General features: G+C 57.5%; 24 protein-coding genes. 12 read left to right on the top strand and 12 right to left on the bottom strand.

The window, feature by feature from the left end; genetic code table 11:
* Window positions 1–163: 163 nt before the first annotated feature.
* Window positions 164–475 carry a hypothetical protein gene (locus D8U69_RS08655; RefSeq protein ID WP_056856362.1) on the top strand — a complete coding sequence of 104 codons (312 nt, stop codon included), beginning with the start codon at window positions 164–166 and terminating at the stop codon, window positions 473–475.
* 62 nt (window positions 476–537) lie between these two features.
* On the opposite strand, the gene glp is transcribed toward D8U69_RS08655, so the two are convergent.
* Together glp and moaB are read right to left on the bottom strand one after the other, a co-directional pair.
* On the bottom strand, window positions 538–1,764 hold the full coding sequence (gene glp, locus D8U69_RS08650) for a gephyrin-like molybdotransferase Glp (protein WP_130907122.1): 1,227 nt from the start codon (window positions 1,762–1,764) through the stop codon (window positions 538–540).
* Window positions 1,748–2,287, bottom strand: coding sequence for a molybdenum cofactor biosynthesis protein B (gene moaB, locus D8U69_RS08645; RefSeq protein ID WP_046816112.1), 540 nt, complete (start codon window positions 2,285–2,287; stop codon window positions 1,748–1,750). Before moaB ends, glp begins: the two co-directional genes overlap by 17 nt.
* Window positions 2,288–2,368: 81 nt before the next feature.
* Here moaB and mobA point away from each other — a divergent pair, with 81 nt between their 5' ends.
* A complete protein-coding gene (mobA, locus tag D8U69_RS08640) occupies window positions 2,369–2,971 on the top strand; it encodes a molybdenum cofactor guanylyltransferase MobA (RefSeq protein WP_056856364.1) in 603 nt (200 codons plus the stop codon).
* 77 nt (window positions 2,972–3,048) lie between these two features.
* Window positions 3,049–3,270 carry a YgdI/YgdR family lipoprotein gene (locus tag D8U69_RS08635; protein ID WP_056856365.1) on the top strand — a complete coding sequence of 74 codons (222 nt, stop codon included), beginning with the start codon at window positions 3,049–3,051 and terminating at the stop codon, window positions 3,268–3,270.
* Between the two features lie 79 nt (window positions 3,271–3,349).
* On the opposite strand, the gene D8U69_RS08630 is transcribed toward D8U69_RS08635, so the two are convergent.
* The 5 genes from D8U69_RS08630 to D8U69_RS08610 all read right to left on the bottom strand — a co-directional run bounded on the left by D8U69_RS08630 (window position 3,350) and on the right by D8U69_RS08610 (window position 6,788).
* Window positions 3,350–3,628 carry a hypothetical protein gene (locus tag D8U69_RS08630; RefSeq protein ID WP_130907121.1) on the bottom strand — a complete coding sequence of 93 codons (279 nt, stop codon included), beginning with the start codon at window positions 3,626–3,628 and terminating at the stop codon, window positions 3,350–3,352.
* A gap of 126 nt (window positions 3,629–3,754) precedes the next feature.
* The gene (locus D8U69_RS08625; RefSeq protein ID WP_056856367.1) at window positions 3,755–4,645 is read right to left on the bottom strand and encodes a pseudouridine synthase; all 891 of its coding nucleotides are present in this window, start codon (window positions 4,643–4,645) and stop codon (window positions 3,755–3,757) included.
* Between the two features lie 71 nt (window positions 4,646–4,716).
* A complete protein-coding gene (locus D8U69_RS08620; RefSeq protein ID WP_056856368.1) occupies window positions 4,717–5,034 on the bottom strand; it encodes a hypothetical protein in 318 nt (105 codons plus the stop codon).
* Between the two features lie 167 nt (window positions 5,035–5,201).
* Complete coding sequence (locus D8U69_RS08615; protein WP_056856369.1) at window positions 5,202–5,438, bottom strand: glutaredoxin family protein; 237 nt, start codon at window positions 5,436–5,438, stop codon at window positions 5,202–5,204.
* Between the two features lie 141 nt (window positions 5,439–5,579).
* On the bottom strand, window positions 5,580–6,788 hold the full coding sequence (locus tag D8U69_RS08610; protein ID WP_130904084.1) for an ammonium transporter: 1,209 nt from the start codon (window positions 6,786–6,788) through the stop codon (window positions 5,580–5,582).
* Window positions 6,789–7,115: 327 nt separating this feature from the next.
* Between D8U69_RS08610 and D8U69_RS08605 the strand changes: the two genes are divergently transcribed.
* The 8 genes from D8U69_RS08605 to D8U69_RS08570 all read left to right on the top strand — a co-directional run bounded on the left by D8U69_RS08605 (window position 7,116) and on the right by D8U69_RS08570 (window position 17,708).
* Window positions 7,116–7,430, top strand: coding sequence for a YqjD family protein (locus D8U69_RS08605; RefSeq protein WP_008055105.1), 315 nt, complete (start codon window positions 7,116–7,118; stop codon window positions 7,428–7,430).
* A gap of 2 nt (window positions 7,431–7,432) precedes the next feature.
* Window positions 7,433–7,822, top strand: coding sequence for a phage holin family protein (locus tag D8U69_RS08600; protein ID WP_056856371.1), 390 nt, complete (start codon window positions 7,433–7,435; stop codon window positions 7,820–7,822).
* Window positions 7,819–8,163, top strand: coding sequence for a hypothetical protein (locus D8U69_RS08595; protein ID WP_130907120.1), 345 nt, complete (start codon window positions 7,819–7,821; stop codon window positions 8,161–8,163). The genes D8U69_RS08600 and D8U69_RS08595 overlap by 4 nt, the downstream gene beginning before the upstream one ends.
* A gap of 140 nt (window positions 8,164–8,303) precedes the next feature.
* On the top strand, window positions 8,304–9,632 hold the full coding sequence (locus D8U69_RS08590; RefSeq protein WP_056856373.1) for a deoxyguanosinetriphosphate triphosphohydrolase: 1,329 nt from the start codon (window positions 8,304–8,306) through the stop codon (window positions 9,630–9,632).
* 172 nt (window positions 9,633–9,804) lie between these two features.
* Entirely contained in the window at window positions 9,805–10,191 is a 387-nt protein-coding gene (locus D8U69_RS08585) for a response regulator (protein WP_056856887.1), read from the top strand.
* A 246-nt stretch (window positions 10,192–10,437) separates the two neighbouring features.
* A complete protein-coding gene (locus D8U69_RS08580) occupies window positions 10,438–11,064 on the top strand; it encodes a response regulator transcription factor (protein WP_056856374.1) in 627 nt (208 codons plus the stop codon).
* A gap of 8 nt (window positions 11,065–11,072) precedes the next feature.
* Complete coding sequence (locus D8U69_RS08575) at window positions 11,073–14,714, top strand: transporter substrate-binding domain-containing protein (RefSeq protein WP_130907119.1); 3,642 nt, start codon at window positions 11,073–11,075, stop codon at window positions 14,712–14,714.
* Between the two features lie 48 nt (window positions 14,715–14,762).
* Entirely contained in the window at window positions 14,763–17,708 is a 2,946-nt protein-coding gene (locus D8U69_RS08570; protein WP_130907118.1) for an HD domain-containing phosphohydrolase, read from the top strand.
* On the opposite strand, the gene D8U69_RS08565 is transcribed toward D8U69_RS08570, so the two are convergent.
* Entirely contained in the window at window positions 17,709–18,191 is a 483-nt protein-coding gene (locus D8U69_RS08565; protein ID WP_056856377.1) for a GAF domain-containing protein, read from the bottom strand.
* Window positions 18,188–19,078 (bottom strand): ATP-binding protein, encoded by an 891-nt coding sequence (locus tag D8U69_RS08560; protein ID WP_056856378.1) that lies wholly within the window; start codon window positions 19,076–19,078, stop codon window positions 18,188–18,190. Before D8U69_RS08560 ends, D8U69_RS08565 begins: the two co-directional genes overlap by 4 nt.
* 163 nt (window positions 19,079–19,241) lie before the next feature.
* Here D8U69_RS08560 and D8U69_RS08555 point away from each other — a divergent pair, with 163 nt between their 5' ends.
* Complete coding sequence (locus D8U69_RS08555) at window positions 19,242–21,569, top strand: response regulator (protein WP_177434558.1); 2,328 nt, start codon at window positions 19,242–19,244, stop codon at window positions 21,567–21,569.
* Here the strand turns inward: D8U69_RS08555 and D8U69_RS08550 are convergent.
* The 3 genes from D8U69_RS08550 to msrB all read right to left on the bottom strand — a co-directional run bounded on the left by D8U69_RS08550 (window position 21,553) and on the right by msrB (window position 23,053).
* Window positions 21,553–22,014 carry a MarR family transcriptional regulator gene (locus tag D8U69_RS08550; protein WP_056856380.1) on the bottom strand — a complete coding sequence of 154 codons (462 nt, stop codon included), beginning with the start codon at window positions 22,012–22,014 and terminating at the stop codon, window positions 21,553–21,555. The two genes, D8U69_RS08555 and D8U69_RS08550, sit on opposite strands and share 17 nt — an antisense overlap.
* Complete coding sequence (locus D8U69_RS08545) at window positions 22,011–22,496, bottom strand: glutathione peroxidase (protein WP_056856381.1); 486 nt, start codon at window positions 22,494–22,496, stop codon at window positions 22,011–22,013. Before D8U69_RS08545 ends, D8U69_RS08550 begins: the two co-directional genes overlap by 4 nt.
* 161 nt (window positions 22,497–22,657) lie before the next feature.
* The gene (gene msrB, locus D8U69_RS08540; protein ID WP_056856382.1) at window positions 22,658–23,053 is read right to left on the bottom strand and encodes a peptide-methionine (R)-S-oxide reductase MsrB; all 396 of its coding nucleotides are present in this window, start codon (window positions 23,051–23,053) and stop codon (window positions 22,658–22,660) included.
* Window positions 23,054–23,123 lie beyond the last annotated feature (70 nt).

The following is a 23,123-nucleotide window of genomic DNA, read 5'->3' as shown; positions in this document are numbered from 1 at the left end:
GCACGCTGACGATCTTTTTCCAGACGGGCGCCCTAGAAGCCCTGCAAGACGGGATTTTTCCCACAAAACCTTAGGAATCCGCTCAATTGACCAATACCTGTGATTGGTACACCTTGGTGTCTACGGATTTCACTCAGCAGCAGGACAAACACAAGGACGTGCCATGCAAAACCATGACATCAGGCTTCCAGTGATGCCGGTCGTGCCCACCGCTGCACAACGCACTGATCATCTGACGGATTTCGCAAGCAGCAAAAAACCCAAGGGAGAAGTCGATATGGAACCTCGCGTCATCGAGCTGGAGACACACCTGAAATACATTCGCAAGGACATGGAAGAAGTGCGCAATGACGTCAGGTCAATAAAACACAGACTCGCCTATTCCGCGGGCGGAACGGCGGTGGTCCTGGGACTGCTTGGCTGGATCGCCAACAGTCGCTTCGATCAGCTTGTCACACTGCTGCTGGCTCATTAAGCCACCCAAACGCAAAACCCGGTTTCGTCAACCGGGCTTGCGAGCTTTCATTGCCGCGAGAATCAAATCAATACTTCACTCAACGGAATGAAACTAACGCTATCACCTGCGACCAACGTGCGCCCTTCCATGACTTCAACCAGTCCATCAGCCCAGGCGGCACTGCGCAGCACGCCAGAGCTCTGATTTTTGTAGATGATCGCCCGACCGTTCTCAAGGCGACCGCGCAAGTATTCGCGTCGATTGCCTGCAATGGGCCAGTCAAAGCCGCATTGCACTTGCATGTTCAACGGCGCGACATCCTTGACGCCCAGACGACGCAAAAGATAAGGTCTGGTCAACAAGGCAAAGGTCACAAGCGTCGACGCCGGGTTACCGGGCAGACCGATGACTGGAACGCCACGAAAATGTCCAAATGTCAGCGGCTTGCCCGGCTTGATAGCGAGCTTCCACAAACTCAACTCACCCTCTTCCCGCAAGGCAATGCCCAGAAAATCGGCCTCACCCACCGATACACCGCCGGTCGAGAGAATCAAATCGACATCTTTCAGTTCGCCGAGTCGCGCGCGCGTGGTGACAAGATCGTCTGGAAGAATACCGGCATCGACCACTTCACAACCCAAACGCTGCAGCCAACTGCAGAGCAGCACGCGGTTACTGTTATAGATCTGCCCTGGGCCTAATGCTTGACCTGGCTCAATCAACTCGTCGCCAGTGGACAGAACCGCGACGCGGATCTTGCGAACCACATCCAGCTCAGCACAACCCAACGACGCAGCCAAACCTTGCTCGATCGGCCCCAGGCGCGTACCCGCTGGCAAAACCAGTTCTCCGACAGTCGTTTCCTGGCCCTGTGGTCGAATGTTTTGCCCGGGGTTCATGACTTCGGTAAACGCTACTCGCTCGTCCGACTGGACTTCAGCGTTTTCCTGCATCTCGACACAATCGGCGCCGGCGGGAACAGGCGCCCCGGTGAATATCCGGGCACAGGTGCCTGGCTGCAAGGGCTCGGGAACCTTGCCTGCAAAAATTTTCTGGCTGACAACCAGTGGTTCTCCGGTCCAGTCAGCAATACGTAGCGCATAGCCATCCATGGCACTGTTCGGCCACGGCGGGAGATCCAGCGTCGACAGCAGATCATCCGCCAACACACGACCCTGAACCTGAGCCAACGGCAAGCGTTCACGTTGAAGAATTCTCGTGGCGTCCGCCATTTTCAGTAACCGCGCCAGTGCTGCCTCAACGGGCATCAGGCTACCGGTCTTGCCCGGCTTACCCACGGGATTCACAAGGGGCTGCCTGTTTCAAATGAGTGACGAAGTTGCATGGGCGATGGCGTGAATCCAACTGCTCGCCAAGAATGCCGTCCCAACCGGTACGCACCGCATTGGTCGAACCAGGCAAGCAGCAGACCAGCGTGCCATTCGCCAGGCCAGCCAAGGCGCGGGACTGGACCGTAGACGTGCCGATGTCCGCTACGGAGATCTGGCGGAACAGTTCACCGAACCCATCAACTTGTTTATCGAGCAGGCAGCTCACCGCTTCCGGAGTACTGTCGCGACCGGTGAAACCGGTGCCGCCAGTGATCAGCACGACCTGCACGACCTCGTCGGCAATCCAGTTGGCGACTTGCGCACGAATTTTGTAGAGATCATCTTTGAGCAGTACACGGCACGCCAGGTTATGGCCGGCCGCCGTCAAACGGTCGACAAACACCTGACCTGATGTATCGGTTTCCAGGGTACGGGTGTCGCTGACCGTCAACACCGCAATGTTCAGCGGCGCGAAAGGTACATCAGCCTTGGCTTTCATAGGCTCGTCCAGTTGTAGGAGAAACAGCCCGGTGTTATATCACAGCGCCCCCTTTTTTCGCCGCCCCCCTGGAGAACTGCCATGACTTCGATTGCACAATTGCCGTCCTGCTCCATTCTGCTCCTGGCAGGCGGGCGCGGCCAACGCATGGGCGGACAGGACAAAGGGTTACTGGAATGGCACGGCGAGCCGCTGATCGCGCATTTGCATCGCAAGACGCGCCCCCTGAGCGATGACCTGATCATTTCCTGCAATCGCAACATGGATAAGTATGCCGCCTACGCCGACCAGTTGGTTCATGACGACGAAGTCGACTTCCCTGGGCCGCTGGCCGGCATTCGTGCCGGCTTGAAAGCAGCCCGCCATTCGCATTTATTGGTCTTGCCATGTGACGTTCCCCGCATCGATGCTGCCCTGCTTGCCAGCATGCGTGAAACCGCCAGCCTGCATCCCGACAAACCGTTGATGTTGCGCCATGACGAACACTGGGAACCGTTGCTGTGCGTCATCCCCGTAGCCCTTCGCGCAGACTTTGAAAGTGCCTGGCAAGAGGGCGAACGAAGCCCGGGGCGATTGATGCGCAAGTTGGGCGCTACTGCCCTGCAGTGCCCCGATAACGACCCTCGCCTGGCCAACCTCAACACGCCGGACCTGTTAAGCACGCACGACACTGTGTCAGACTGACACTACCCAAGGAACTTGCAGGCGCCGTTCACGTCTCAAGCTCAGGTAACCTAAAGAATTCATTTCGGAGACACACCATGACTCAACGGACCCTGGCCACTTTCATGCTCGCACTGGGCCTCGCCACCCTCGCCGGTTGCGCATCGCCTACAGTGATCACCTTGAATGACGGTCGCGAAATCCAGGCCGTCGACACGCCACAATATGACGATGATTCGGGCTTCTACGAATTTGAACAGCTGGATGGCAAACAGACCCGCATCAACAAGGATCAGGTTCGTACCGTTAAAGAGCTGTAATCTTCGCGGTGAATACCGGATAAAAAAATGCCCCGACCAATCGGGGCATTTTTTTGTCTGTTTCATGAGTACCGAAGGGCTATGGATTCGGCTCGTTGTTCAGTTTATCGACCCGGGCCAACGCTTGTGTGGCTTCGGTGATGCATTTCTTGTCATCGTTGGCCGCCCGGGCTGCTTCAGCGCTTGCCTGCATCCGCTTGATTTCCATGGTGGTGTTTTCGGATGTGGCTGGCAGGCTCGTTACTTTGTCCTTGAGTTCCTGAAGCTTGATGGCGCAAAGGTCATTGTCAGCGGCGAAAACGGGAGAGGCCAGCATTGCAGCGCAAATGAACATTCCAGCAAGAACGGTACGTTTCATGAGTATCTCCAGGCTTGGACAGTCCCGGGATTGCGTGTCGCAGTTCCGGGATCATTGATCGCCACATTTGTGGTGCATGATCAAATGACTGCAAACCCGGGTGAAAATTCTATTTCAGTTCCGGGATCACCATTGCAGGGTGATCGAGCTCTCGAATTCCCGGTCCTCTCCACTGACCGGATCGACAAACTTCAGCCCTTGCGCCAGTAGCTTCAAAGGATTGGCGTAGTCATCTTCCACGTCCTTGAGTACCTGGGGATAAAACGGATCGTTACAGATGCTGGCGCCCAAAGCTGTCATGTGGACCCGTAACTGGTGCTTCTTGCCCGTCACCGGATAGAGCCCATAACGCCACAGATCGCCATTTTTTTCCCTGACCTCCACCGCCGTCTCGGTGTTGCTGATGCCCGGACCTTCCTGCATGCGGAAAAACGGTTCGCCATCAATCAGTCGGCTTTTATGGATCAGCGGAAAAGACAGATCAGGTAATGCCCGGGCAATGGCTTCGTAGCGTTTTTCGATCTGCCGTGTTGGAAACAGGGACTGATACGCCGAACGACTTTGCGGGTTGGCGGAAAACAGCACCAGGCCAGCGGTATGGCGGTCGATGCGATGCAGGGGCACCAGATGGGGATTATCGAGACGGCGGATCAGCCGTCTCAGCAATGTCTGCTCCACGTATTCCCCGGCCGGGGTCACGGGAAGAAAATGCGGTTTGTCCGCCACGACCAGATGCTCATCCGCGTACAGGATCGACTCCGTCACGGGGATGGTTTTTTCGTCTGGCACTTCGCGAAAATAGTGAATCCGTAAACCTTCCTTGTACGGCAGATCAACGGCGATCGGCACTCCGTGCCCATCGAGAACGCGGCCTCGCGCAACCCTGTCCAGCCACTGATCACGACTGATGGCGCTGAAATGCTCGCACAGGCATTCGATTACGGTCCGCCACGGGCCAGGTGGCAAATAGAGCGTGCTGGCCTGGCTGTGTGCGGCAGAAAAAGATGAAGTGGACATACGAACGTTCTAACCCTCAATGCAGAACGGCATTATCCAACAGCAACGGGGGCGAACCTAGCAGAGATTCTTCAGGCTGGAATCTGCCTGCGCGCCGCTGCCTCGGTGTACTCCTTCAGCCAGCGCAGTACATCGACCGCCTCCCAGCGCCCCGGATCGTAGAGCGCATACAACAAGCCCTGATAGCCCACCACATCCAGTTGCCGGTGATAGCCAGCACGCTGGAACAAGGCTTCGATTTCTGCAAAACAGGTATTGAAGTGGACCTTGTTGAACGGAGTTTTTCCCTCCGTTACCAGACCGTCCAGACGCAACTCGAGGACCGCCTCACGTACCACGTCCACCGACATCAGGTTGACGCTGCTTTTCAATTGCTCGACATTGACCACGATTCTTCCCTCTCACGCCCGCACCCGCACGCTTCAGCCGATAACCGGCGGCGGCAAGGCTGCATTGCGAATAACTGTATGCGCATACAGTATCCGAATACCATCCTTTAAGCCAAGAGGATCAATCGCAAAGTTCGACAGGCGGGAACGTCGTGCCGGGAAAATTTCTACCGCAAAAATGCCACCACATCATCGGCACTGAAGGGCCAACCCAGTTCAGCCCCTGTATCGACCCGGCGCAACACCGGAATGCGCAGGCTGTAAGCCGCAAACCAGGTTTCGTCGTCGGCAATATCCACCAGTTCCACCAGCAGACCACGCTCGACGAATTCCATCAGCATGGCTTCGGCCACTTCACAGAGATGGCACCCCAGGGTGCCGAACAACTGACATTCAGGAAGCATGAGGGCTCAACCGAAGAAATTAAGTGACCATTCTAGGCCTGCCCTGAAAAACCGTCGAGCCATTGTAATATCTGGCCTGTAGCCAGGGACCGCTACCGCCTCCGGCTCGATTTCCAGCCCGGGCCGAAGGCGGTGGAAGGGTCAATCCTGACTGACAGCACCGATCTTGTGCACCGACAAATCCGCGCCGTAGTACTCCTCTTCCTGACTCAGTCGCAAACCGTGGAACGCCTTGATCGTGCCGTACACGGCAAAGCCGCCGGCCAACGCCACCATCACACCTGACGCGGTGCCGATCAACTGGCTGATCAGGCTAACGCCCCCCAGCCCACCCAATGCGCTCTGGCCGAAGATGCCGCAGGCGATCCCGCCCCACACACCGCACAAGCCATGCAACGGCCAGACCCCCAACACATCGTCGATATGCCATTTGCTCTGCGCGGCGGTAAAGCACCAGACAAACAGTGCCCCGGCGACGGCGCCGGTCACGAGTGCTCCCACCGGATGCATGAGGTCGGAACCGGCGCAGATCGCCACCAGTCCGGCCAATGGGCCGTTGTGCAGAAAGCCGGGATCGTTGCGGCCGACAATCAGGGCCGCCATTGTGCCCCCGACCATGGCCATCAAGGAGTTGATCGCCACCAGCCCGCTGACCCCCTGCAAGGTTTGCGCACTCATCACGTTGAAACCGAACCAGCCGACAATGAGAATCCACGAACCCAATGCCAGGAACGGAATACTCGACGGTGCGAACGCCACCAACCGCCCTTCGCGATAGCGCCCATTGCGTGGTCCCAGCAACAACACCGCGGCCAGTGCCAGCCAGCCGCCCATGGCATGGACGACAACAGAACCGGCAAAGTCGTGGAAACCGGCGCCGAAATGCGCCAGCAGCCAGGCTTGCAAACCAAAATTGCCATTCCAGACGATGCCTTCAAAGAAGGGATAAATGAACGCCACGATGAGTGCCGTCGCACACAGTTGCGGCACGAATCTCGCCCGTTCGGCGATACCTCCGGAAATGATTGCCGGGATCGCCGCGGCGAAAGTCAGCAAAAAGAAAAACTTCACCAGAGCGTATCCATGGTCGGCATTGATCACCGCCGCCGGTTGCATAAAGGTGACACCGTAGGAGATCCAATAGCCTATAAAGAAGTAAGCCAACGTTGAAATCGCAAAGTCGCTGAGGATTTTCGACAATGCGTTGACCTGGTTTTTTTGTCGGACCGTTCCGACTTCGAGGAAGGCGAACCCGGCGTGCATGGCCAGAACCATGACGGCGCCGATGAGAATGAACAACGTGTTGGAACTATGGACCAGGCTGTCCACAGCGCTTTGCATATTTTCCATGGATTTGGCAGACCTTAAGGCTGAAAAAAGCACCAAAGCAGTTCGCGCGGGCAATCCATGCACCAAGTTGTGACCTATCAAAACGACTAGCTCACTCCCGATGAACCGCTTTGAGGCACAGGGTTCGTCAAGTCCGATCGGGGCCGGACAAATCGCGCGGGTTTCGATTGTTTGAGTTATGGTTTCAGGCAAACCTTGCCCAGCAACAGCGCATGCGGACAGGCCGGCGCACCACGACACAGCAAAAGTTGTACCAGTCATTTGTACTGAACCTTCGCGCAAGGCTCATACTCGAACGTTTCAGAAAGCCACTTATGGAGATCACCAATGGCCAGCATCAAGGCAAAGACTGCTCAAGAAATCCTGATGAGCGATTTTCAGACACTGGTCAGCGACACCGAACGGTTGCTCGAGCACACCGCGTCTCTGGCCGGTGATCAGGCGGATGAGCTGCGAGACCAGATCCACGACAGTCTTCTGCGGGCACGGGAAACCTTGAAACTGACTGAAGACTCCCTGCGCGAACGCGGCAAAGCTGCCGTCACCGCCACTGAAGATTATGTCCAGGCCAACCCTTGGCAATCGGTCGGGATTGCCGCCGGCGTGGGTTTCCTGATTGGCCTTCTGGCGACACGGCGCTGATTATGGCGATCGGTGACCCCGTCTCGCCCGAGACCAGCCCAAGTTCCTCATCGCGGCGCCTGGGTGCTGCATTCCTTGGCTTGCTGCACAGTCACGTCGAACTGTTTGGCATCGAGTTGCAAGAGCAGAAGGCCCGCACCGTAAGCTTGCTGCTGTTTGCAGGCCTGGCGTTGGTATTTGCCTTGCTGTTGCTCGTGGGGCTATCAACGCTGGTGCTGATTCTGTTCTGGGACACCTATCGTCTGGCGGCGATTATCGGGCTCTGCGTGTTCTATACCCTGGCAGCGATCTTCTGCGGCATGCGCTTGAGAGCGGCCATCTTCGATGAATCCTCGCCCTTCCATGGCACCCTGGAAGAACTGGCCAATGATCGGGAGCGTCTGCTGCCATGAACCTGCCTGAACTTCCAAGAAACAGTTCGCGTACGGAAATGCGCAAGGCGCTGATCCGCCTGCGCATGGAAATGCATCGCCAGGAAATTCGCCATGAATCCGCGCAACTGCTGCAACCCCTGCAGCGAGTTCGCGGCATGACGCAAAATTTGCAGGACGGTTTCGGTATCAAGCACGCTCCACTGTGGGGTGTGGCCGCCGTCACCTTGCTTGGTTTTCTGACCGGCAAGGGCGCAAAACATGGCGGTGGCATCAGCAGCCTGACTCGGCTGGTTCGACTGGGCACCACCCTGGGACCTCTGGTCAAGCTGGTCATGCAAGGCTCCTCGCGCAAACAGTAGCGGCCACGCTGTTGTTTGTACGCAGCAAAAACACGCGGGATGAACCTCTTCATCGAGGGGGTCATCCCGCGTGCCACTTGCAGGTCGCAGTGTGAACCGGGAAGCTAGGCTCATCAGTCACCTGACGGAGAGAACCAGCCTTGGATTGGCATACCCTGCTTACCCGCGAACGCCTTGGGAAGCCGCTGCATAGCCCGCAAGAGCTCGGCCGCAGCCCTTTTCACAAAGACCATGACCGGATCATTTTCTCAGGTGCGTTCCGCCGCCTCGGACGCAAGACCCAGGTTCATCCGGTGTCCAGCAACGACCACATTCACACTCGCCTGACGCACTCGCTGGAAGTCAGTTGCGTCGGCCGATCGCTGGGGATGCGCGTCGGCGAAACCATTCGCAACGCCCTGCCAGACTGGTGCGACCCCAGCGACCTGGGAATGGTCGTTCAATCGGCCTGCCTGGCCCATGACATCGGCAACCCACCGTTTGGCCACTCTGGCGAAGATGCGATTCGCCACTGGTTCCAACAAGCCGCTGGCCGGGGCTGGCTGGACGCGATGAGCGAAGCCGAGCGCAATGACTTCCTCAATTTCGAAGGCAACGCCCAAGGCTTTCGGGTACTGACTCAACTGGAGTACCACCAGTTCGATGGCGGCACGCGATTGACCTACGCCACGCTCGGCACCTACCTGAAATACCCATGGACGGCCAAGCACGCCGATTCGCTGGGTTACAAAAAGCACAAATTCGGCTGCTATCAAAGCGAGCTGCCGCTCCTGGAGCAGATTGCCCAGAAGCTTGGCCTGCCACAACTTGAAGACCAGCGCTGGGCGCGCCACCCGCTGGTGTACCTGATGGAAGCCGCCGATGACATCTGCTACGCGCTGATCGATCTGGAAGACGGCCTGGAAATGGAGTTGCTGGAATACGCCGAAGTCGAGTCCCTGTTATTGGACCTGGTGGGTGACGATTTGCCGGAAACCTATCGCCAGCTCGGCCCCAGGGATTCACGTCGGCGCAAACTGGCGATTTTGCGTGGCAAGGCCATCGAGCACCTGACCAATGCCGCTGCCCGCGCCTTCGTCGAGCAGCAGCACACCTTGCTGGCCGGAACGCTCCCCGGGGATCTGGTGGAGCACATGCACGGCCCTGCCAAGCGTTGCGTCCTGAATGCAAAAGACATGGCGCGCAAAAAAATCTTCCAGGACAAACGCAAGACCTTGCACGAGATCGGTGCCTACACCACGTTGGAAATTTTGCTCAACGCCTTTTGCGGTGCGGCACTGGAGCAGCATGACGGTCGCACGCCATCCTTCAAGAGTCGGCGGATTCTCGACCTGCTGGGCAACAACGCGCCCGACCCGCATGGCCCTTTACACACCTCGTTTCTACGAATGATCGACTTCATCGCCGGCATGACCGACAGCTACGCCAGCGATATGGCGCTGGAGATGACCGGGCGCTCCAGTCACTGAGCCAGATCGGCCATTACGTCATTCGTAATGGCCGATTAACCGCGGATAACTCAAGAGCATTCAACGTTCGCGGAATATCCCTACAGCCAATGTCGAGTGAACTGATCGATTGTTCAGAGTTGTCAGGAAACAATCACGACTATTTTTGTACAACATCATAAGCGTGGTAAAGATGATAAAGGACAATCTGCGCATCTTGCTGGTGGAAGACCATCCGTTTCAGCTCAGGGCAACACAATATTTATTAGAAAGTTTTGGTTTTACCCGACTGATTACAACCGATTGTGCCCAAGGTGCGTTTCAGGAAATGAACCGCGCCGAGCAGCCGTTCGATATTTTATTGTGTGACCAATGTCTGCCGGACATGCCTGGAATCGAGCTGGTCAAACTGGCCAGCGAGCTTGGAATGATCAGGCAAGCAATCCTGCTGAGCAGCCTGACGTCCGCAGAACTGGATGGCATAGAAAACTCGGCAAACATTCACGACCTTCCTTTACTTGGTTACTTGATAAAACCATTGAAACAATCTGAATTTATACAACTATTGACCTTGACATAACCATTGAAAGCCAATTTAAAACAGTCAAAAAAAGCAGTAAAAGCCCCGAAGTGAACTTCCTGCCAAACACAAACATACAAAGTAACTTTTATTCACCCTCATCAAAAACCTAGTTACCACGTAAGGCTATTCTTTATCACTTGTAGGAACTTTCCTATATTGCAGGTACAGCCGCAGCTGTTTGTACGTCACCTCGACTATCTGAGCTAAGGTGCGCGCTTTATTGAGCTCGCATGGGATTTGATTATGAACTCCGTTTTTATCGTCGACGATCACCCTGTCATCCGACTTGCCGTTCGCATGCTGCTGGAACACGAAGGTTTTAAAGTCGTTGGCGAAACCGATAACGGGGTTGACGCCATGCAAATGGTTCGCGAGTGCATGCCTGATCTGGTCATTCTCGATATCAGCATTCCCAAACTTGACGGGCTGGAAGTACTTGCCCGCTTCAACGCCATGAGCACTCCGCTGAAAACACTGGTTTTAACTGCACAATGCCCGACCCTTTTCGGTATTCGTTGCATGCAATCCGGGGCCTCGGGCTATGTATGCAAACAGGAAGAACTCAGTGAATTGGTCAGCGCGATAAAAGCGGTATTGTCGGGTTACAACTATTTCCCGAGCGAGGCGCTGAACCCTGTACGAAGTGATGATATTCGCTGGGCCGAACTGGAACTATTCAAGTCAGTCAACGACCGTGAGCTGATGGTATTGCAACTTTTTGCACAAGGCCGCACCAACAAGGAAATCGCCAAAGGCATGTTCCTGAGCAACAAGACTGTCAGCACTTACAAGAAACGTCTTATGCAAAAGCTCAAAGCCAAATCCCTGGTCGAACTCATCGAAATGGCGAAGCGCAACGCTTTGGTGTGAGAAAAACCATGCCCAGCCGCCTGACGGATTACCTGATACTGATGATCGCAGGCTTGTGCCTGAGCACTTCATTGTTCGCGGCACAGGGCGCTGAAAACTATGCCCTGTTGAGTCGCTCCACGGCCGGCACCCTGGAAATCCGGCTGGATGCCACGCAACGGCAATGGCTCGAGCATAAACGCGAGCTGGTCCTTGGAACGTCAGCACCGGATTATCCACCCTTCGACCTGACACTCAGCGGCCAGGATTATGAAGGTTTCACTGCCGATTACGCAGGCATCCTTGGCACTGTCACCGGCTTGCCGGTCAGGGTTCAACGCTTTGCGACCAGAAATGCTGCCATCGAGGCACTGGAAAGCGGCAAGATTGACCTTCTGGGAACTGCCAACGGGTTTGAAGCCCACAATGACAACATTGTCCTTTCCGCACCCTATGCCGTGGATCAACCGGTACTGGTGACACGCGAAGGTGAAACCAGGTCGTTGACCGATGGCCTCGCCGGCATGCGATTGAGCATGGTCTATCACTACTTGCCGCAGGAAGAAGTCAAAGCGCTTTACCCGAAGGCAATCATCACGTCCTATCCGTCCTACCAGAATGCGATCAACGCCGTGGCCTTCGACCAGGCCGATGTGTTTCTGGGCGATACCATTTCAACCCATTACATGATCAACAAGGGCTACCTGAACAACATCCGCATGGCCAACTTCGGCAAACACGAAGCCCACGGTTTCAGTTTCGCGGTGAACAAAAACAATCCACAACTGCTCGGCATCATCAATGCGATGCTGATGGCGGTTCCTGTAAGCATCCGGGAAGACATCGCCAAACGCTGGAGTGCCGGCAGCGACATTCTGCTCACCGATCACAAACTGGAACTCAGTTACAGCGAGGAGCGCTGGCTGGCACAACATCCAGTCGTGCGAGTGGTGGTCAACGAAGCTTTCGCGCCACTGACGTTTTTCGATAGCGCCGGCAACTTTCGCGGCGTGGCCGCGGACTTGCTCGAGCTGATCCGCTTGCGTACCGGGTTGCGCTTCGACATTCAGCGCAGCCGCAGTGACAGCGACATGATCGAACGGATCAAGCACAACCAGGCCGACCTGATCGCCGCCCTGCTCCCCAGTGCGCAGCGCGACACCCTGCTGAACTTCAGCCGCCCGTACCTGCAAAACTCCTACGTCTTGCTGACACGCAAGGCCCCGGACAGCCCGCTCAATCTTGAACAGCTCGAAGGCAAACGCCTGGCTGTCGCCCAAGGCAACCCGGTGGTGGAGTATCTGCGCAAGGATTTTCCCAGGATAAAACTCATTGAAACGCCGGATACATTCAGCGCCGTAGAGATGCTGGCCGAAGGTTTGGCCGAAGGTGCGGTCAACTCGTTGGTGATCGCCAACTACTTCATTTCATCGCGTCTGTTCGAGCGCTCGCTGCAGATCAGTACCACCATCGGCACCGAGCAGGCAGCCTTTTCCCTGGCAACCGGCCGCGAGGCCAAGGAGCTCAATGACATCCTCAACAAGGCATTGCTGAGCATCGCCCCGGAAGAACTGGGCATCATCAACAGCCGCTGGCGAGGGTATTCGGAGTCCACGCAAAACACCTGGCGAACCTTGCACCGGCTCTTCTACCAAATCGTCATAGGTGCCGGTGTATTGCTGATGATTTCCGTGGCCTGGAACGCGTACATGCGGCGCCAGATCAACCAGCGCAAGGCGGCCGAGCGAGCCCTGAACGATCAGTTCGAATTCATGCGTTCACTGGTCAACGGTACGCCTCACCCGATTTACGTACGCGACCGCCAGGGCTTGCTGCAAAGTTGCAATGACAGTTATCTGCAAGCGTTCTGCGCAAAACGCGAAGACGTCATCGGCAAAAGCGTGATTCAGGGCTCGATGAGCAATGCGTTCGAAGCCCTGGAGTATCAGGCCGATTACCAGCGTGTCGTGACCGAAGGCACGCCGCTGATTCTCGACCGTGCGCTGCACATCGGCGGCCGGCGATTGACGATCTATCACTGGATTCTTCCGTATCGGGATTCAAGTGGTGAGGTTCAAGGCATCATCGGTGGCTGGATCGATATCAGCGAACGGCGACAACTGTTCGATGATCTGCGCTTGGCGAAAGAACGCGCCGATGAAGCCAACCGGGCCAAAAGCACATTCCTGGCGACCATGAGCCATGAAATCCGCACCCCGATGAATGCAGTGATCGGCATGCTCGAGCTGACACTCAAGCGCATTGAACACAACCATCCCGATCGCTCGGCAATCGATGTGGCGTATCACTCGGCCAAAGACCTGCTGGAGTTGATCGGAGACATACTCGACATTGCACGCATCGAATCCGGGCACCTGAGCCTGAGCCCTGAACGCGTCAATCCTGAAGAGATCGTGGCGTCGGTGGTGCGTATCTTCGATGGGCTTGCCCGGCAGAAAGCGCTCGAACTGCTGCTGGAATTCGAATCGGCCGATCCGCCAGTGGATGTTCTGCTCGATCCGCTGCGCTTCAAACAGGTGCTGTCCAACCTGGTCAGCAACGCCATCAAGTTTACCGAGCAAGGCCAGGTCAGGATTGTCGTCCGACTGCAGCACGCCACCGAACCCGATCAGGTGGACATGATGTTGCAGGTCGAAGACAGCGGCATCGGAATCAGTGAAGAGGATCAACTGCGCCTGTTCGCGCCTTTCGCTCAGGCCGATGCCACCGGCCAGTCAGGCAGAGGTGGTGCCGGGCTTGGCCTGGTGATCAGCCGCAGCCTGTGCGAAATGATGGGTGGCCAACTGCAATTGAGCAGTCAGCCCGGGACAGGAACCAACGTGCGAATGTTGCTGCGCCTGCCCATGCTGCCGCGCGAGCCGCAGGTGGAAAAAATTGAAACCCCGCTCGCTACCGCCATTGCTCCGTTGCACGTCCTTGTGGTCGACGATCACGCCGCCAACCGCTTGCTCATGTGTCAGCAACTGGAGTTTCTGGGCCATCGTTTCCGCGTTGCGGCGGATGGTCAGGCAGCATTCGAGGCGTGGAAGAACGACAGGTTCGATCTGGTGATCGCCGATTGCAACATGCCGGTCATGAATGGCTACGCGTTGGCGCGCGCCATTCGCCGACACGAACAACACCTGCAATTGCCACCCTGCACCGTGCTGGGTTTTACCGCCAACGCGCAGCCCGAAGAAGTGCAACGCTGCAAACAGGCCGGTATGGATGACTGCCTGTTCAAGCCCCTGACGCTGACCGCCCTGAGTCAATGGGTCAACGGCCTGGCGCCTGCTCTTGTAACACCGGCCTTCAGCCTGCGCGCGTTGCAACAGTTGACCGGAGGAAATCCGCAGCTCAATCAGCGACTGCTGGCCGAGCTGCTCAACAGTAATCGTCTGGATCGCCAGGCATTGAAGACGCTGTCGGGGTCAACCGATTCGCAACCATTTCTGGACATTGCCCACAAAATCAAAGGCGCCGCGCGAATCGTGCAGGCCTGCCGACTGATCGACTGTTGCGAGGCGCTCGAAGCCACCTGCCGTGAACGCTTGCTGCGCGAAAAAGTGACCGAGCGCTGCACGGAACTGGAGCACGCGATGCTCGAACTGGAGCAGGCATTGCTGCTGCAAATCGACAAAACGGACCAAGGCGAAATGCCAGAGGCTTAACTATGCTTGGACGCTGAGCAGTGTGTTAACCATCATGGAGTAACTTGCATGCCCAGCCCACTGCGCCCGAATCAACGTCGGTTTCCGTTGCACGTGCATATCAGCGTGATGTTCACCTTTTTGCTTTTGCTGACCGGGGTGGTGCTGGGTGTTTTCAACTATCACCAAACCACACAGATCATCCTGTCCAGCAGCGAGAGGCTTTTCAATCGAATAGAACAGGACGTGCGCGTGGACCTGCACGCGACCTACGAACCGATTCGACATTTGCTCAGCCTGCTGGTGCACGCGCCTGCAGTCCAGGCTCCCGATCTGCAACAGCGCCTGGCGTTACTCCCGCCGTTCAGCCAGTCACTCCAGGACAATCCCGACCTCGCCTCGTTGTACCTGGGCTACGACAACGGTGACTTCTTCATGGTGCGGCCGCTGCGCTCCGCGCCTCTGAAAGCCCTGCTCAAAGCCCCGGATACAGCGGCATTCCAGGTATGGAGCATCGAACATGACGCTAACGGCCAGGTTCATTCCCAATCACTTTTTTTCGATAAAGACCTGATGTTGATCAGTCGCCAGGACAATCCCGGCGATAATTACGATCCACGCAGCCGTGCCTGGTTCTCCAGCGCCAGCCACGACAACGATCAGATCACCACCGAGCCCTACATCTTTTTCTCCACCCGCGAAATTGGCACTACGCTGGCCCGGCGCGGCGGTGAGAATGTGGTGATGGGCGCCGACCTGACCCTGGCCGCACTCAGCGCTACCCTGGCCAGGCATGTGGTGACGCCGGCTACCGAAATCGTGCTCTTCGATGGTCAGGGCAATGCCATTGCCTACCCCGACAGCAGTCGATTGATCATCGACGATCAGTCCGCCCGCCTGATCAAGGCGGCCGACCTGAACCCCAGTCTTGGCGCATTGCTCAACAACCCGACGCAGGGCAACCGCCTGAGTGCCGCCGGTCGCAACTGGATCGTGGCCCGCAGCAGCATGCAGGAGGGTGGCCCCCAAGGGCTGCAACTGGCAATGCTGGTGCCGGAAGATGAATTGCTCGTTGACGCCTACCGCATGCGCTGGCAAGGCGCGCTGATTACGCTGGCGACCTTGTTGCTGTGCCTGCCGCTTGGCTGGCTGACGTCGAGAATCCTGGTCAAACCCCTGCGTGCACTGGTGCAGGAAGCGGACGCGATACGCAGTTTCGATTTCAACTTTCCGCTGTCCCGGCGATCCCCGGTGCTGGAGATTGACCAACTGAGCGTGTCGATGGCGCGCATGAAAGACACACTGGCGAGCTTTTTTCAGATCACCGACAGCCTGAGCGCCGAGACCCGCTTTGCGCCGCTGCTGAAACGGGTGTTGTTCGAAACGGTAAAAATCGGCCAGGCCCAGGCCGGCCTGATTTACCTGCGCGAAGGCGACGGGGACCGCATGGAACCCCATGGCCTGGTGATTAACGACGTCGCTCAGCCCCTGTCATCCTTCGACATCCAGGCGCATGAACTGCAAGACGTGCAAAGCCCGACGTGGCTGCGGCAGCTGTCGGGCGCCAACAACGTCGTGACCAACTTGGGCTTCGAACAGGCAGGGGACCTGCAGAAAGTACTGCTGGCAATGGCCTGCCCGCGAGTCCATCTGATTGGCATCCGCCTGCACAATCGCCACAACGAAACCGTGGGGCTGCTGGTGTTTTTGCTGGCCGATAGCGGCGAGCGCAGTGATCTGGAGAAACTGCGTCCGGATCGCATAGCGTTTCTTCAGGCCGTGTCTGGCGCGGCCGCGGTGAGTATCGAGAGTCAGCGACTGCAAGTCAGGCAAAAACAGTTGCTGGACGCTTTCATCAAACTGCTGGCCGGTGCGATTGACGCGAAAAGCCCCTACACCGGTGGCCATTGCCAGCGCGTGCCAGCACTGACCCTGATGCTCGCCGAGGCTGCAGCGGCCAGCCAGGCCCCGGAGTTCGCCAGCTACCAACCCACGGACGATGAATGGGAGGCGCTGCACATCGCCGCCTGGCTACACGATTGCGGCAAGATCACCACCCCGGAATACGTCGTCGATAAAGCCACGAAACTGGAAACCCTGAACGACCGTATCCACGAAATCCGCACTCGCGTCGAAGTGCTCAAGCGCGATGTCTGGATCGGTTATTGGCGAGGCATTGCCCAGGGTGGCGACGAACAACAACTGGCGCCGCTACGTGATACAGCGCTGACGGCGCTCGATGAGGATTTTGCGTTCATCGCGCGTTGCAATCTCGGTGGCGAAGCCATGGCCGAAGCCGATCTGCAACGCCTGCACAGCATCGCTCAACGCACCTGGACCCGAACCCTGGATGACCGCTTGGGAGTTTCATGGGAAGAAAACCGGCGTCAGGCCCGCACCCCGGCGGCAACTCTGCCGGTCATTGAATCACTGCTGGCCGACAAACCCGAGCATCTGTTCGAACGCCCGGCAGTTGAACTGATAGCGCCGGACAATCCCTCGGGTTTCAAGCTCAATGTGCCACCCTTCAAGTACAACCGCGGCGAACTCTACAACCTGAGCATTACCCGCGGCACCCTGACGAACGAAGAGCGATACATCATCAACCATCACATGGTGCAGACCATCCTGATGCTCAACCACCTGCCTTTCCCGGAACACCTGCGCAACGTTCCGGAAATCGCCGGTGGTCATCACGAAAAAATGGACGGCACCGGTTATCCGAAACGGCTCAAACGCGAGGAAATGAGCCTGCCGGCGCGAATGATGGCGATTGCCGATATTTTCGAAGCACTGACCGCCGCCGACCGCCCCTACAAGAAAGCCAAGTCCTTGAGCGAAGCGCTGGGCATCATGGCATTCATGTGCCGGGACGCCCACATCGACCCGCAACTGTTTGGACTGTTCATCAACGCGCGCATCTATCTGCTCTACGCCGAACGCTTTCTCGACCCTCAACAGATCGATGCGGTGGACGTGCAAGGCCTGCTGATCAAGGCAGGCCTGAAGGGGTGATCAGCAATCGGTCAGGCGCAGGAAAATCGCGGCCAACTGCTCGATTCCGGCCTGATCCTGTGCCGTGAAACGCGAAAGTTTCGGGCTGTCGAGGTCAAGCACGCCGATCAGTCGGCCATCCTTGATCAGCGGCACCACCAGTTCACTGTTTGATGCACTGTCACAAGCGATGTGCCCTGGGAAGGCGTGCACGTCTTCGACCAGTTGCGTCTGCAAGGTCGCAGCCGCCGTTCCGCATACTCCACGGCCAAACGGGATACGCACACAAGCGATCTGCCCTTGAAACGGGCCCAGCACCAGTTCTTCGTTGCGATTGAGGTAGAAGCCCGCCCAGTTCAGGTCATCGAGCTGATTGAACAGAAACGCCGAAAATTGCGCGGCGTTGGCGATGAAATCCCGCTCGTCCGCCAGCAACGATTCGAGCTGCGCGTGCAGCATGCCGTAACCTTCGAGGCCCTGGCCGCTTTTTTGTAAATCGATCATGCCTTGTGCTCCAACAGTTTCAGCCCAACCCAATAGCGGGCAAATTGATACGCGCAACGACCGTTGCGATTGCCGCGTCCCGTGGCCCAACGCACGGCGAGGATGTCCAGCGCTTCGTCCCGTTGCCACTTGAGGCCGGCCTTGTCCGCCAGTTGGCCGATCCAGTGTTCGACGACGTTGAGATAGTGCTCTTGGGTAAACGGATAAAACGACAGCCACAGACCGAAGCGATCCGACAGCGCGATCTTGTCTTCCACCGCTTCGCTGGGGTGCAGTTCGCCGTCGACGCGTTTCCAGTTTTCGTTATCGCTTTCTTTCTCCGGCACCAGGTGGCGACGGTTCGAAGTGGCGTACAGCAATACATTGTCCGGCGCTTGTTCGAGCGAACCGTCGAGCACGCTCTTGAGCACGCGGTAGTCACCCTCGCCCGACTCGAACGACAAGTCATCGCAGAACAGCACGAAACGTTGCGGCAATTTGGCGATCTGTTCGACCACTCGCGGCAAGTCGGCCAGGTGATCGCGTTCAATCTCGATCAGGCGCAATCCACCCTTGGCATGCTCGGCCAGCAAGGCACGCACCAGCGACGACTTGCCGGTACCGCGCGAACCCCAGAGCAAGGCGTGGTTGGCCGGCATGCCATCGAGGAACTGCCGGGTATTGCGTCCCAGTTGCTCCAGTTGCCGGTCAACGCCGATCAGGTCGGACAGGCGCATGTCGAGGCTGACTTGCAGTGGCAGCAAAAACCCGCTTCGTCCCTCGCGCTGCCAGCGCGCTGCCAGGCAATGGGACCAGTCTATGGCTTGCCGAGGTGCAGGCAGCAACGGTTCGATTCGAGCCAGAACGGCGTCGGCACGTTCAAGAAAAGCATTCAATCGGGAGTCCACGTCTTTTCCTCGGGCACGTTCACGGTAATGATGGTGATACATCGACGAAACTTAGCGTTCAATGAGCGATCACCCCGGTACACGGGGTCGCGAGAACATCGGTATACATGCATGATCGACTATGCTTGAGCAGCGAAGGGAAACGGAAGTGGTTCAGCACCCCATGGATATCAAGTTCACCAACCGGCTGTCCTACAAGCAAGCCCGGCTTACCGTGCTGGTTGGTTTCATTTTGGGCATGCTGCTCAGCCTGCTGCAAATAGGCATCGATTATGCCAGTGAAGACGCCTCCATCAACCGCGAAATACTGTCTTTGCTGGAAATCAGCCACAACCCCGCCTCGCGCATCGCCTATAACATCGACGCCGAACTCGCTCAGGAACTGACACTGGGCCTGCTGCGTTCTCCGGCAATCATCGGAGCCAGACTGATCGATAACAACGGCAACGTGCTGGCCGACGTCAAGCGCCCCGGCCAGCAAAGTGGCTATCGCATGATCAGCGACCTGTTGTTCGGCGCCGAACGACAGTTCGAAGACCGCCTCTATCTGGACCACCTGCCCAACGAATCCCTTGGCACACTAAAACTGGACGTCGACACTTATTCGTTCGGCTATCGCTTCCTGCGTCGGGCCGAGGTGACGCTGCTCAACGGCTTCGCCCGCAGCCTGATCCTGACCGGCATTCTGCTGACACTGTTCTATGTAATGTTGACCAAACCTCTGGTGCGGCTGATTCACGAACTCAGTAGCCGGGATTCACGCAGCGGGGAACCCACGCCTCTGGAATGTCCGGCAGGGCACGCCAACGATGAAATCGGCGTGCTGGTGAAAGTCGCCAACCAACAATTCGAGAACGTCACCACTGAAATCCAGCAGCGGCGCAACGCCGAAAACCGCCTGACCGATTACCTCGGCCAACTGGAAAACATCGTCTCGGCGCGCACAGCGGAGCTCAAGGCAATCAACACCCGGCTCAGTCAGTCCAATCAGGAACTGGAACTGGCTCGCAGTACGGCGCTGGACATGGCCGAAGCACGCTCGGTATTCCTGGCCAACATGAGCCACGAAATCCGTACGCCGCTCAATGGTCTGTTGGGCATGATTGCGCTATCGCTCGATGGGCCATTGACTGCCGAACAACAGCAACAGCTGTCGATTGCTCACGACTCGGGCAAAGTTCTGGTGGAATTGCTCAACGATATTCTCGATCTGTCGAAGTTCGATGCCGGTCAGCTTGAACTCGAAAACATCCCGTTCGACCTTGGCTCATTGGTCGAAGACACGGCCAACCTGTTGTCGCAAAACGCCGCACCAAGTGTCGAGCTGACTTGCCTGATCGACCCGCACTTCCCGGCGCTGGTGCTCGGCGATCCGACGCGGGTCAGGCAAATCGTCAGCAACCTGCTCTCCAATGCCCTCAAATTTACCCGTTTCGGCAGGGTCGACGTCCGTCTGTCGAGCATCGGCGACGGCGATGGCGTACGAATCGAGGTTTGTGACACCGGCATCGGTATTCCCCAGGATGCCCAGGTCAAAATCTTCCAGCCCTTCACCCAGGCCGGCGCCGGTATTACCCGGCAGTTCGGCGGCACCGGGTTGGGACTGGCCCTGACCTACAACCTCTGTGAAGCGATGCACGGGCGCCTGACCATCAGCTCAGAAGCAGGTTTCGGCAGTCAGTTCTGCGCAGAATTGCCGTTGCCTCGCCACACGCGAGCCCTGCCGCCGCTGCCATTGCAGGGCAAGGTCATCGCCATTACCGCCGCAAGCAGTGGCTTGGCCGAACTGCTGGGCAGCCTGCTGCCGGGTTGGGGGCTGGAATATCAGCAACGCGCCATTGATGAATCCCTTCTAGGTTTGAATCCTGATGTGCTGATCACCGATTGCCCCGAATGTCTGTTCAACCTGCGCCCGACTTTCAGTGCGCCAATTCTGCTGGTGACCGCTTACGGCAATTTCATGCCCGGAGAGCAAGTCAACGCCCTCGCCCCCTTGCAGCAGCAAGCGCGGCCCCTGGCACGCAACGCTCTGCACCAGACCTTGCGACGTATCCTGCAACCGCAAATCAGCACCGTCAGCGATACGCCGGTGGATATCCTCAGCCCGCAGCGCCGGGCACGGGTGCTGTTGGTCGAGGACAACCCGGTCAATCAATTGGTGGCCAAAGGCATGCTCGGCAAACTCGGCTGTGACGTAACGGTCGCCGCTCACGGAGCCGAGGCGCTCGACCGGCTGGAGAATGATGAATTCGATCTGGTGCTGATGGACTGCAACATGCCAGTGATGGACGGCTATGAAGCCAGTCGGCAAATCCGTCGTAGCGGACGATGGCCGGAACTGCCGATCGTCGCCCTGACCGCCAACGCCATGTCGGAGGAACGCGAACGATGCCGCGCGGCGGGCATGAGCGACTACCTGGCCAAACCCTTCCGCCGCGAAGAACTGGCCTCACTGCTGGACCTGTGGGTTCCCGTTACGACAGAGCCCTGATCTGCCCCAAAAGATGGTCCAGCCCCTGGCGCAAGTCATTCAGGCGATTGAGGTCCACGCCGCTGTCGCATAACAACCGAGCCTTGAGCGGTCCGACTTGATCGCGCAATGCCGTACCGGCGGGCGACAGGCTCAGGTGCACCTCGCGCTCATCGCGCGCCGAGCGTTGGCGCTGAACCAGTTGCAGTTGCTCCAATCGCTTGAGCAACGGCGTCAGCGTGCCGGAATCCAGCGCCAGACGCTCGCCCAATGCCTTGACGGTCGGTTGCTCCGGGGCGGTCTCTTGCCATTCCCACAACACCAGCATGGCCAGGTACTGCGGGTACGTCAGCCCCAGTTGATCGAGCATCGGCTTGTAGGCACGAATCACCGCGCGGGAAGCGGCATACAGCTTGAAGCACAGTTGACTGTCGAGATTCAGGGAGTCGACTGACACGCTGTTCATTTGAGCAGGGCTTCGATCTCGCGGCTCAGATCCTGCGGCTTGGTGGCAGGGGCAAAACGCTTGACCAACTGGCCGTCCTTGCCGATCAGGAACTTGGTGAAATTCCATTTGATGCCTTGGGAGCCGAGCACGCCGGGCGCACGCTGCTTCAACTGCACGAACAGCGGATGGGCACCCGCGCCGTTGACTTCAATCTTTTTGAACAGCGGGAAACTGACACCGTAGTTCAGCTCGCAAAACTCACTGATCGCGCCTTCGTTTCCGGGCTCTTGCTTGCCGAATTGATTGCAGGGAAAGCCGAGCACTACCAGGCCTTGATCCTTGTAGGTCTGCCACAGTTCCTCGAGGCCTTTGTACTGTGGCGTGAAACCGCACTTGCTGGCCGTGTTGACCACCAGCACGGCCTTGCCAGCGAAATCCGCCAGAGTCTTTTGCTCGCCCTTGATCGTGGTGCAAGGAATGTTCAGCAGATTGTCGCTCATGATTTGCGCTCTGGAAGAGATGAGGGATACAAAATAGAGTGCAATTGAATTGTGTGCAATTTAAATTACCGGACGCCACGCTACTGTAGGAGCAAGGCTTGCCCGCGATGGCGTCCTTGAGATCGCCATCGCGGGCAAGCCTTGCTCCTACGGGATAAGCGTTATCCCCGTGGTACCAGGTCCAGGCACACCGAGTTGATGCAGTACCGCAGCCCGGTCGGCGGTGGTCCGTCAGGAAACACGTGGCCCAGGTGCGCATCGCATTTGGCGCAGACCACTTCGGTGCGGATCATGCCGTGGCTGACATCGCGGATTTCCGTCATGGCACTGTCGCCGATCGGTGCATAGAAACTTGGCCAGCCGCAGCCGGAATCGAATTTGGTTGTGGAATCGAACAACGGCTCGTTACAGCAGATGCAGTGGTAGATACCGTCGACCTTGCTGTCGTTGTATTTGCCGGAAAACGGCCGCTCCGTGCCCTTGAGCCGGCATACGTTGTACTGCTCCGGATCGAGCATGGCTTTCCATTCTTCCAGGGTTTTTTCCAACTTTTCCATCATCACACCTCGGCGGCTGAAAAAGCCCGATCTGTACCTTTTCCACGGATCGGGCGGCACGTATGATTGC

The sequence above is a fragment of the Pseudomonas sp. Sample_16 genome (assembly GCF_004307665.1).
Taxonomy (GTDB): Bacteria; Pseudomonadota; Gammaproteobacteria; order Pseudomonadales; family Pseudomonadaceae; genus Aquipseudomonas.
This window is presented reverse-complemented; position numbering and strand designations above follow the sequence as displayed.

Coding starts and splice junctions, on each gene's coding strand:
- D8U69_RS08655 (WP_056856362.1), top strand. CDS start 164: ATGCAAAACCATGACATCAGGCTTCCAGTGATGCCGGTCGTGCCCACC.
- moaB (WP_046816112.1), bottom strand. CDS start 2,287: ATGAAAGCCAAGGCTGATGTACCTTTCGCGCCGCTGAACATTGCGGTG.
- mobA (WP_056856364.1), top strand. CDS start 2,369: ATGACTTCGATTGCACAATTGCCGTCCTGCTCCATTCTGCTCCTGGCA.
- D8U69_RS08635 (WP_056856365.1), top strand. CDS start 3,049: ATGACTCAACGGACCCTGGCCACTTTCATGCTCGCACTGGGCCTCGCC.
- D8U69_RS08630 (WP_130907121.1), bottom strand. CDS start 3,628: ATGAAACGTACCGTTCTTGCTGGAATGTTCATTTGCGCTGCAATGCTG.
- D8U69_RS08625 (WP_056856367.1), bottom strand. CDS start 4,645: ATGTCCACTTCATCTTTTTCTGCCGCACACAGCCAGGCCAGCACGCTC.
- D8U69_RS08615 (WP_056856369.1), bottom strand. CDS start 5,438: ATGCTTCCTGAATGTCAGTTGTTCGGCACCCTGGGGTGCCATCTCTGT.
- D8U69_RS08610 (WP_130904084.1), bottom strand. CDS start 6,788: ATGGAAAATATGCAAAGCGCTGTGGACAGCCTGGTCCATAGTTCCAAC.
- D8U69_RS08605 (WP_008055105.1), top strand. CDS start 7,116: ATGGCCAGCATCAAGGCAAAGACTGCTCAAGAAATCCTGATGAGCGAT.
- D8U69_RS08600 (WP_056856371.1), top strand. CDS start 7,433: ATGGCGATCGGTGACCCCGTCTCGCCCGAGACCAGCCCAAGTTCCTCA.
- D8U69_RS08595 (WP_130907120.1), top strand. CDS start 7,819: ATGAACCTGCCTGAACTTCCAAGAAACAGTTCGCGTACGGAAATGCGC.
- D8U69_RS08585 (WP_056856887.1), top strand. CDS start 9,805: ATGATAAAGGACAATCTGCGCATCTTGCTGGTGGAAGACCATCCGTTT.
- D8U69_RS08580 (WP_056856374.1), top strand. CDS start 10,438: ATGAACTCCGTTTTTATCGTCGACGATCACCCTGTCATCCGACTTGCC.
- D8U69_RS08575 (WP_130907119.1), top strand. CDS start 11,073: ATGCCCAGCCGCCTGACGGATTACCTGATACTGATGATCGCAGGCTTG.
- D8U69_RS08570 (WP_130907118.1), top strand. CDS start 14,763: ATGCCCAGCCCACTGCGCCCGAATCAACGTCGGTTTCCGTTGCACGTG.
- D8U69_RS08565 (WP_056856377.1), bottom strand. CDS start 18,191: ATGATCGATTTACAAAAAAGCGGCCAGGGCCTCGAAGGTTACGGCATG.
- D8U69_RS08555 (WP_177434558.1), top strand. CDS start 19,242: ATGGATATCAAGTTCACCAACCGGCTGTCCTACAAGCAAGCCCGGCTT.
- D8U69_RS08550 (WP_056856380.1), bottom strand. CDS start 22,014: ATGAACAGCGTGTCAGTCGACTCCCTGAATCTCGACAGTCAACTGTGC.
- D8U69_RS08545 (WP_056856381.1), bottom strand. CDS start 22,496: ATGAGCGACAATCTGCTGAACATTCCTTGCACCACGATCAAGGGCGAG.
- msrB (WP_056856382.1), bottom strand. CDS start 23,053: ATGGAAAAGTTGGAAAAAACCCTGGAAGAATGGAAAGCCATGCTCGAT.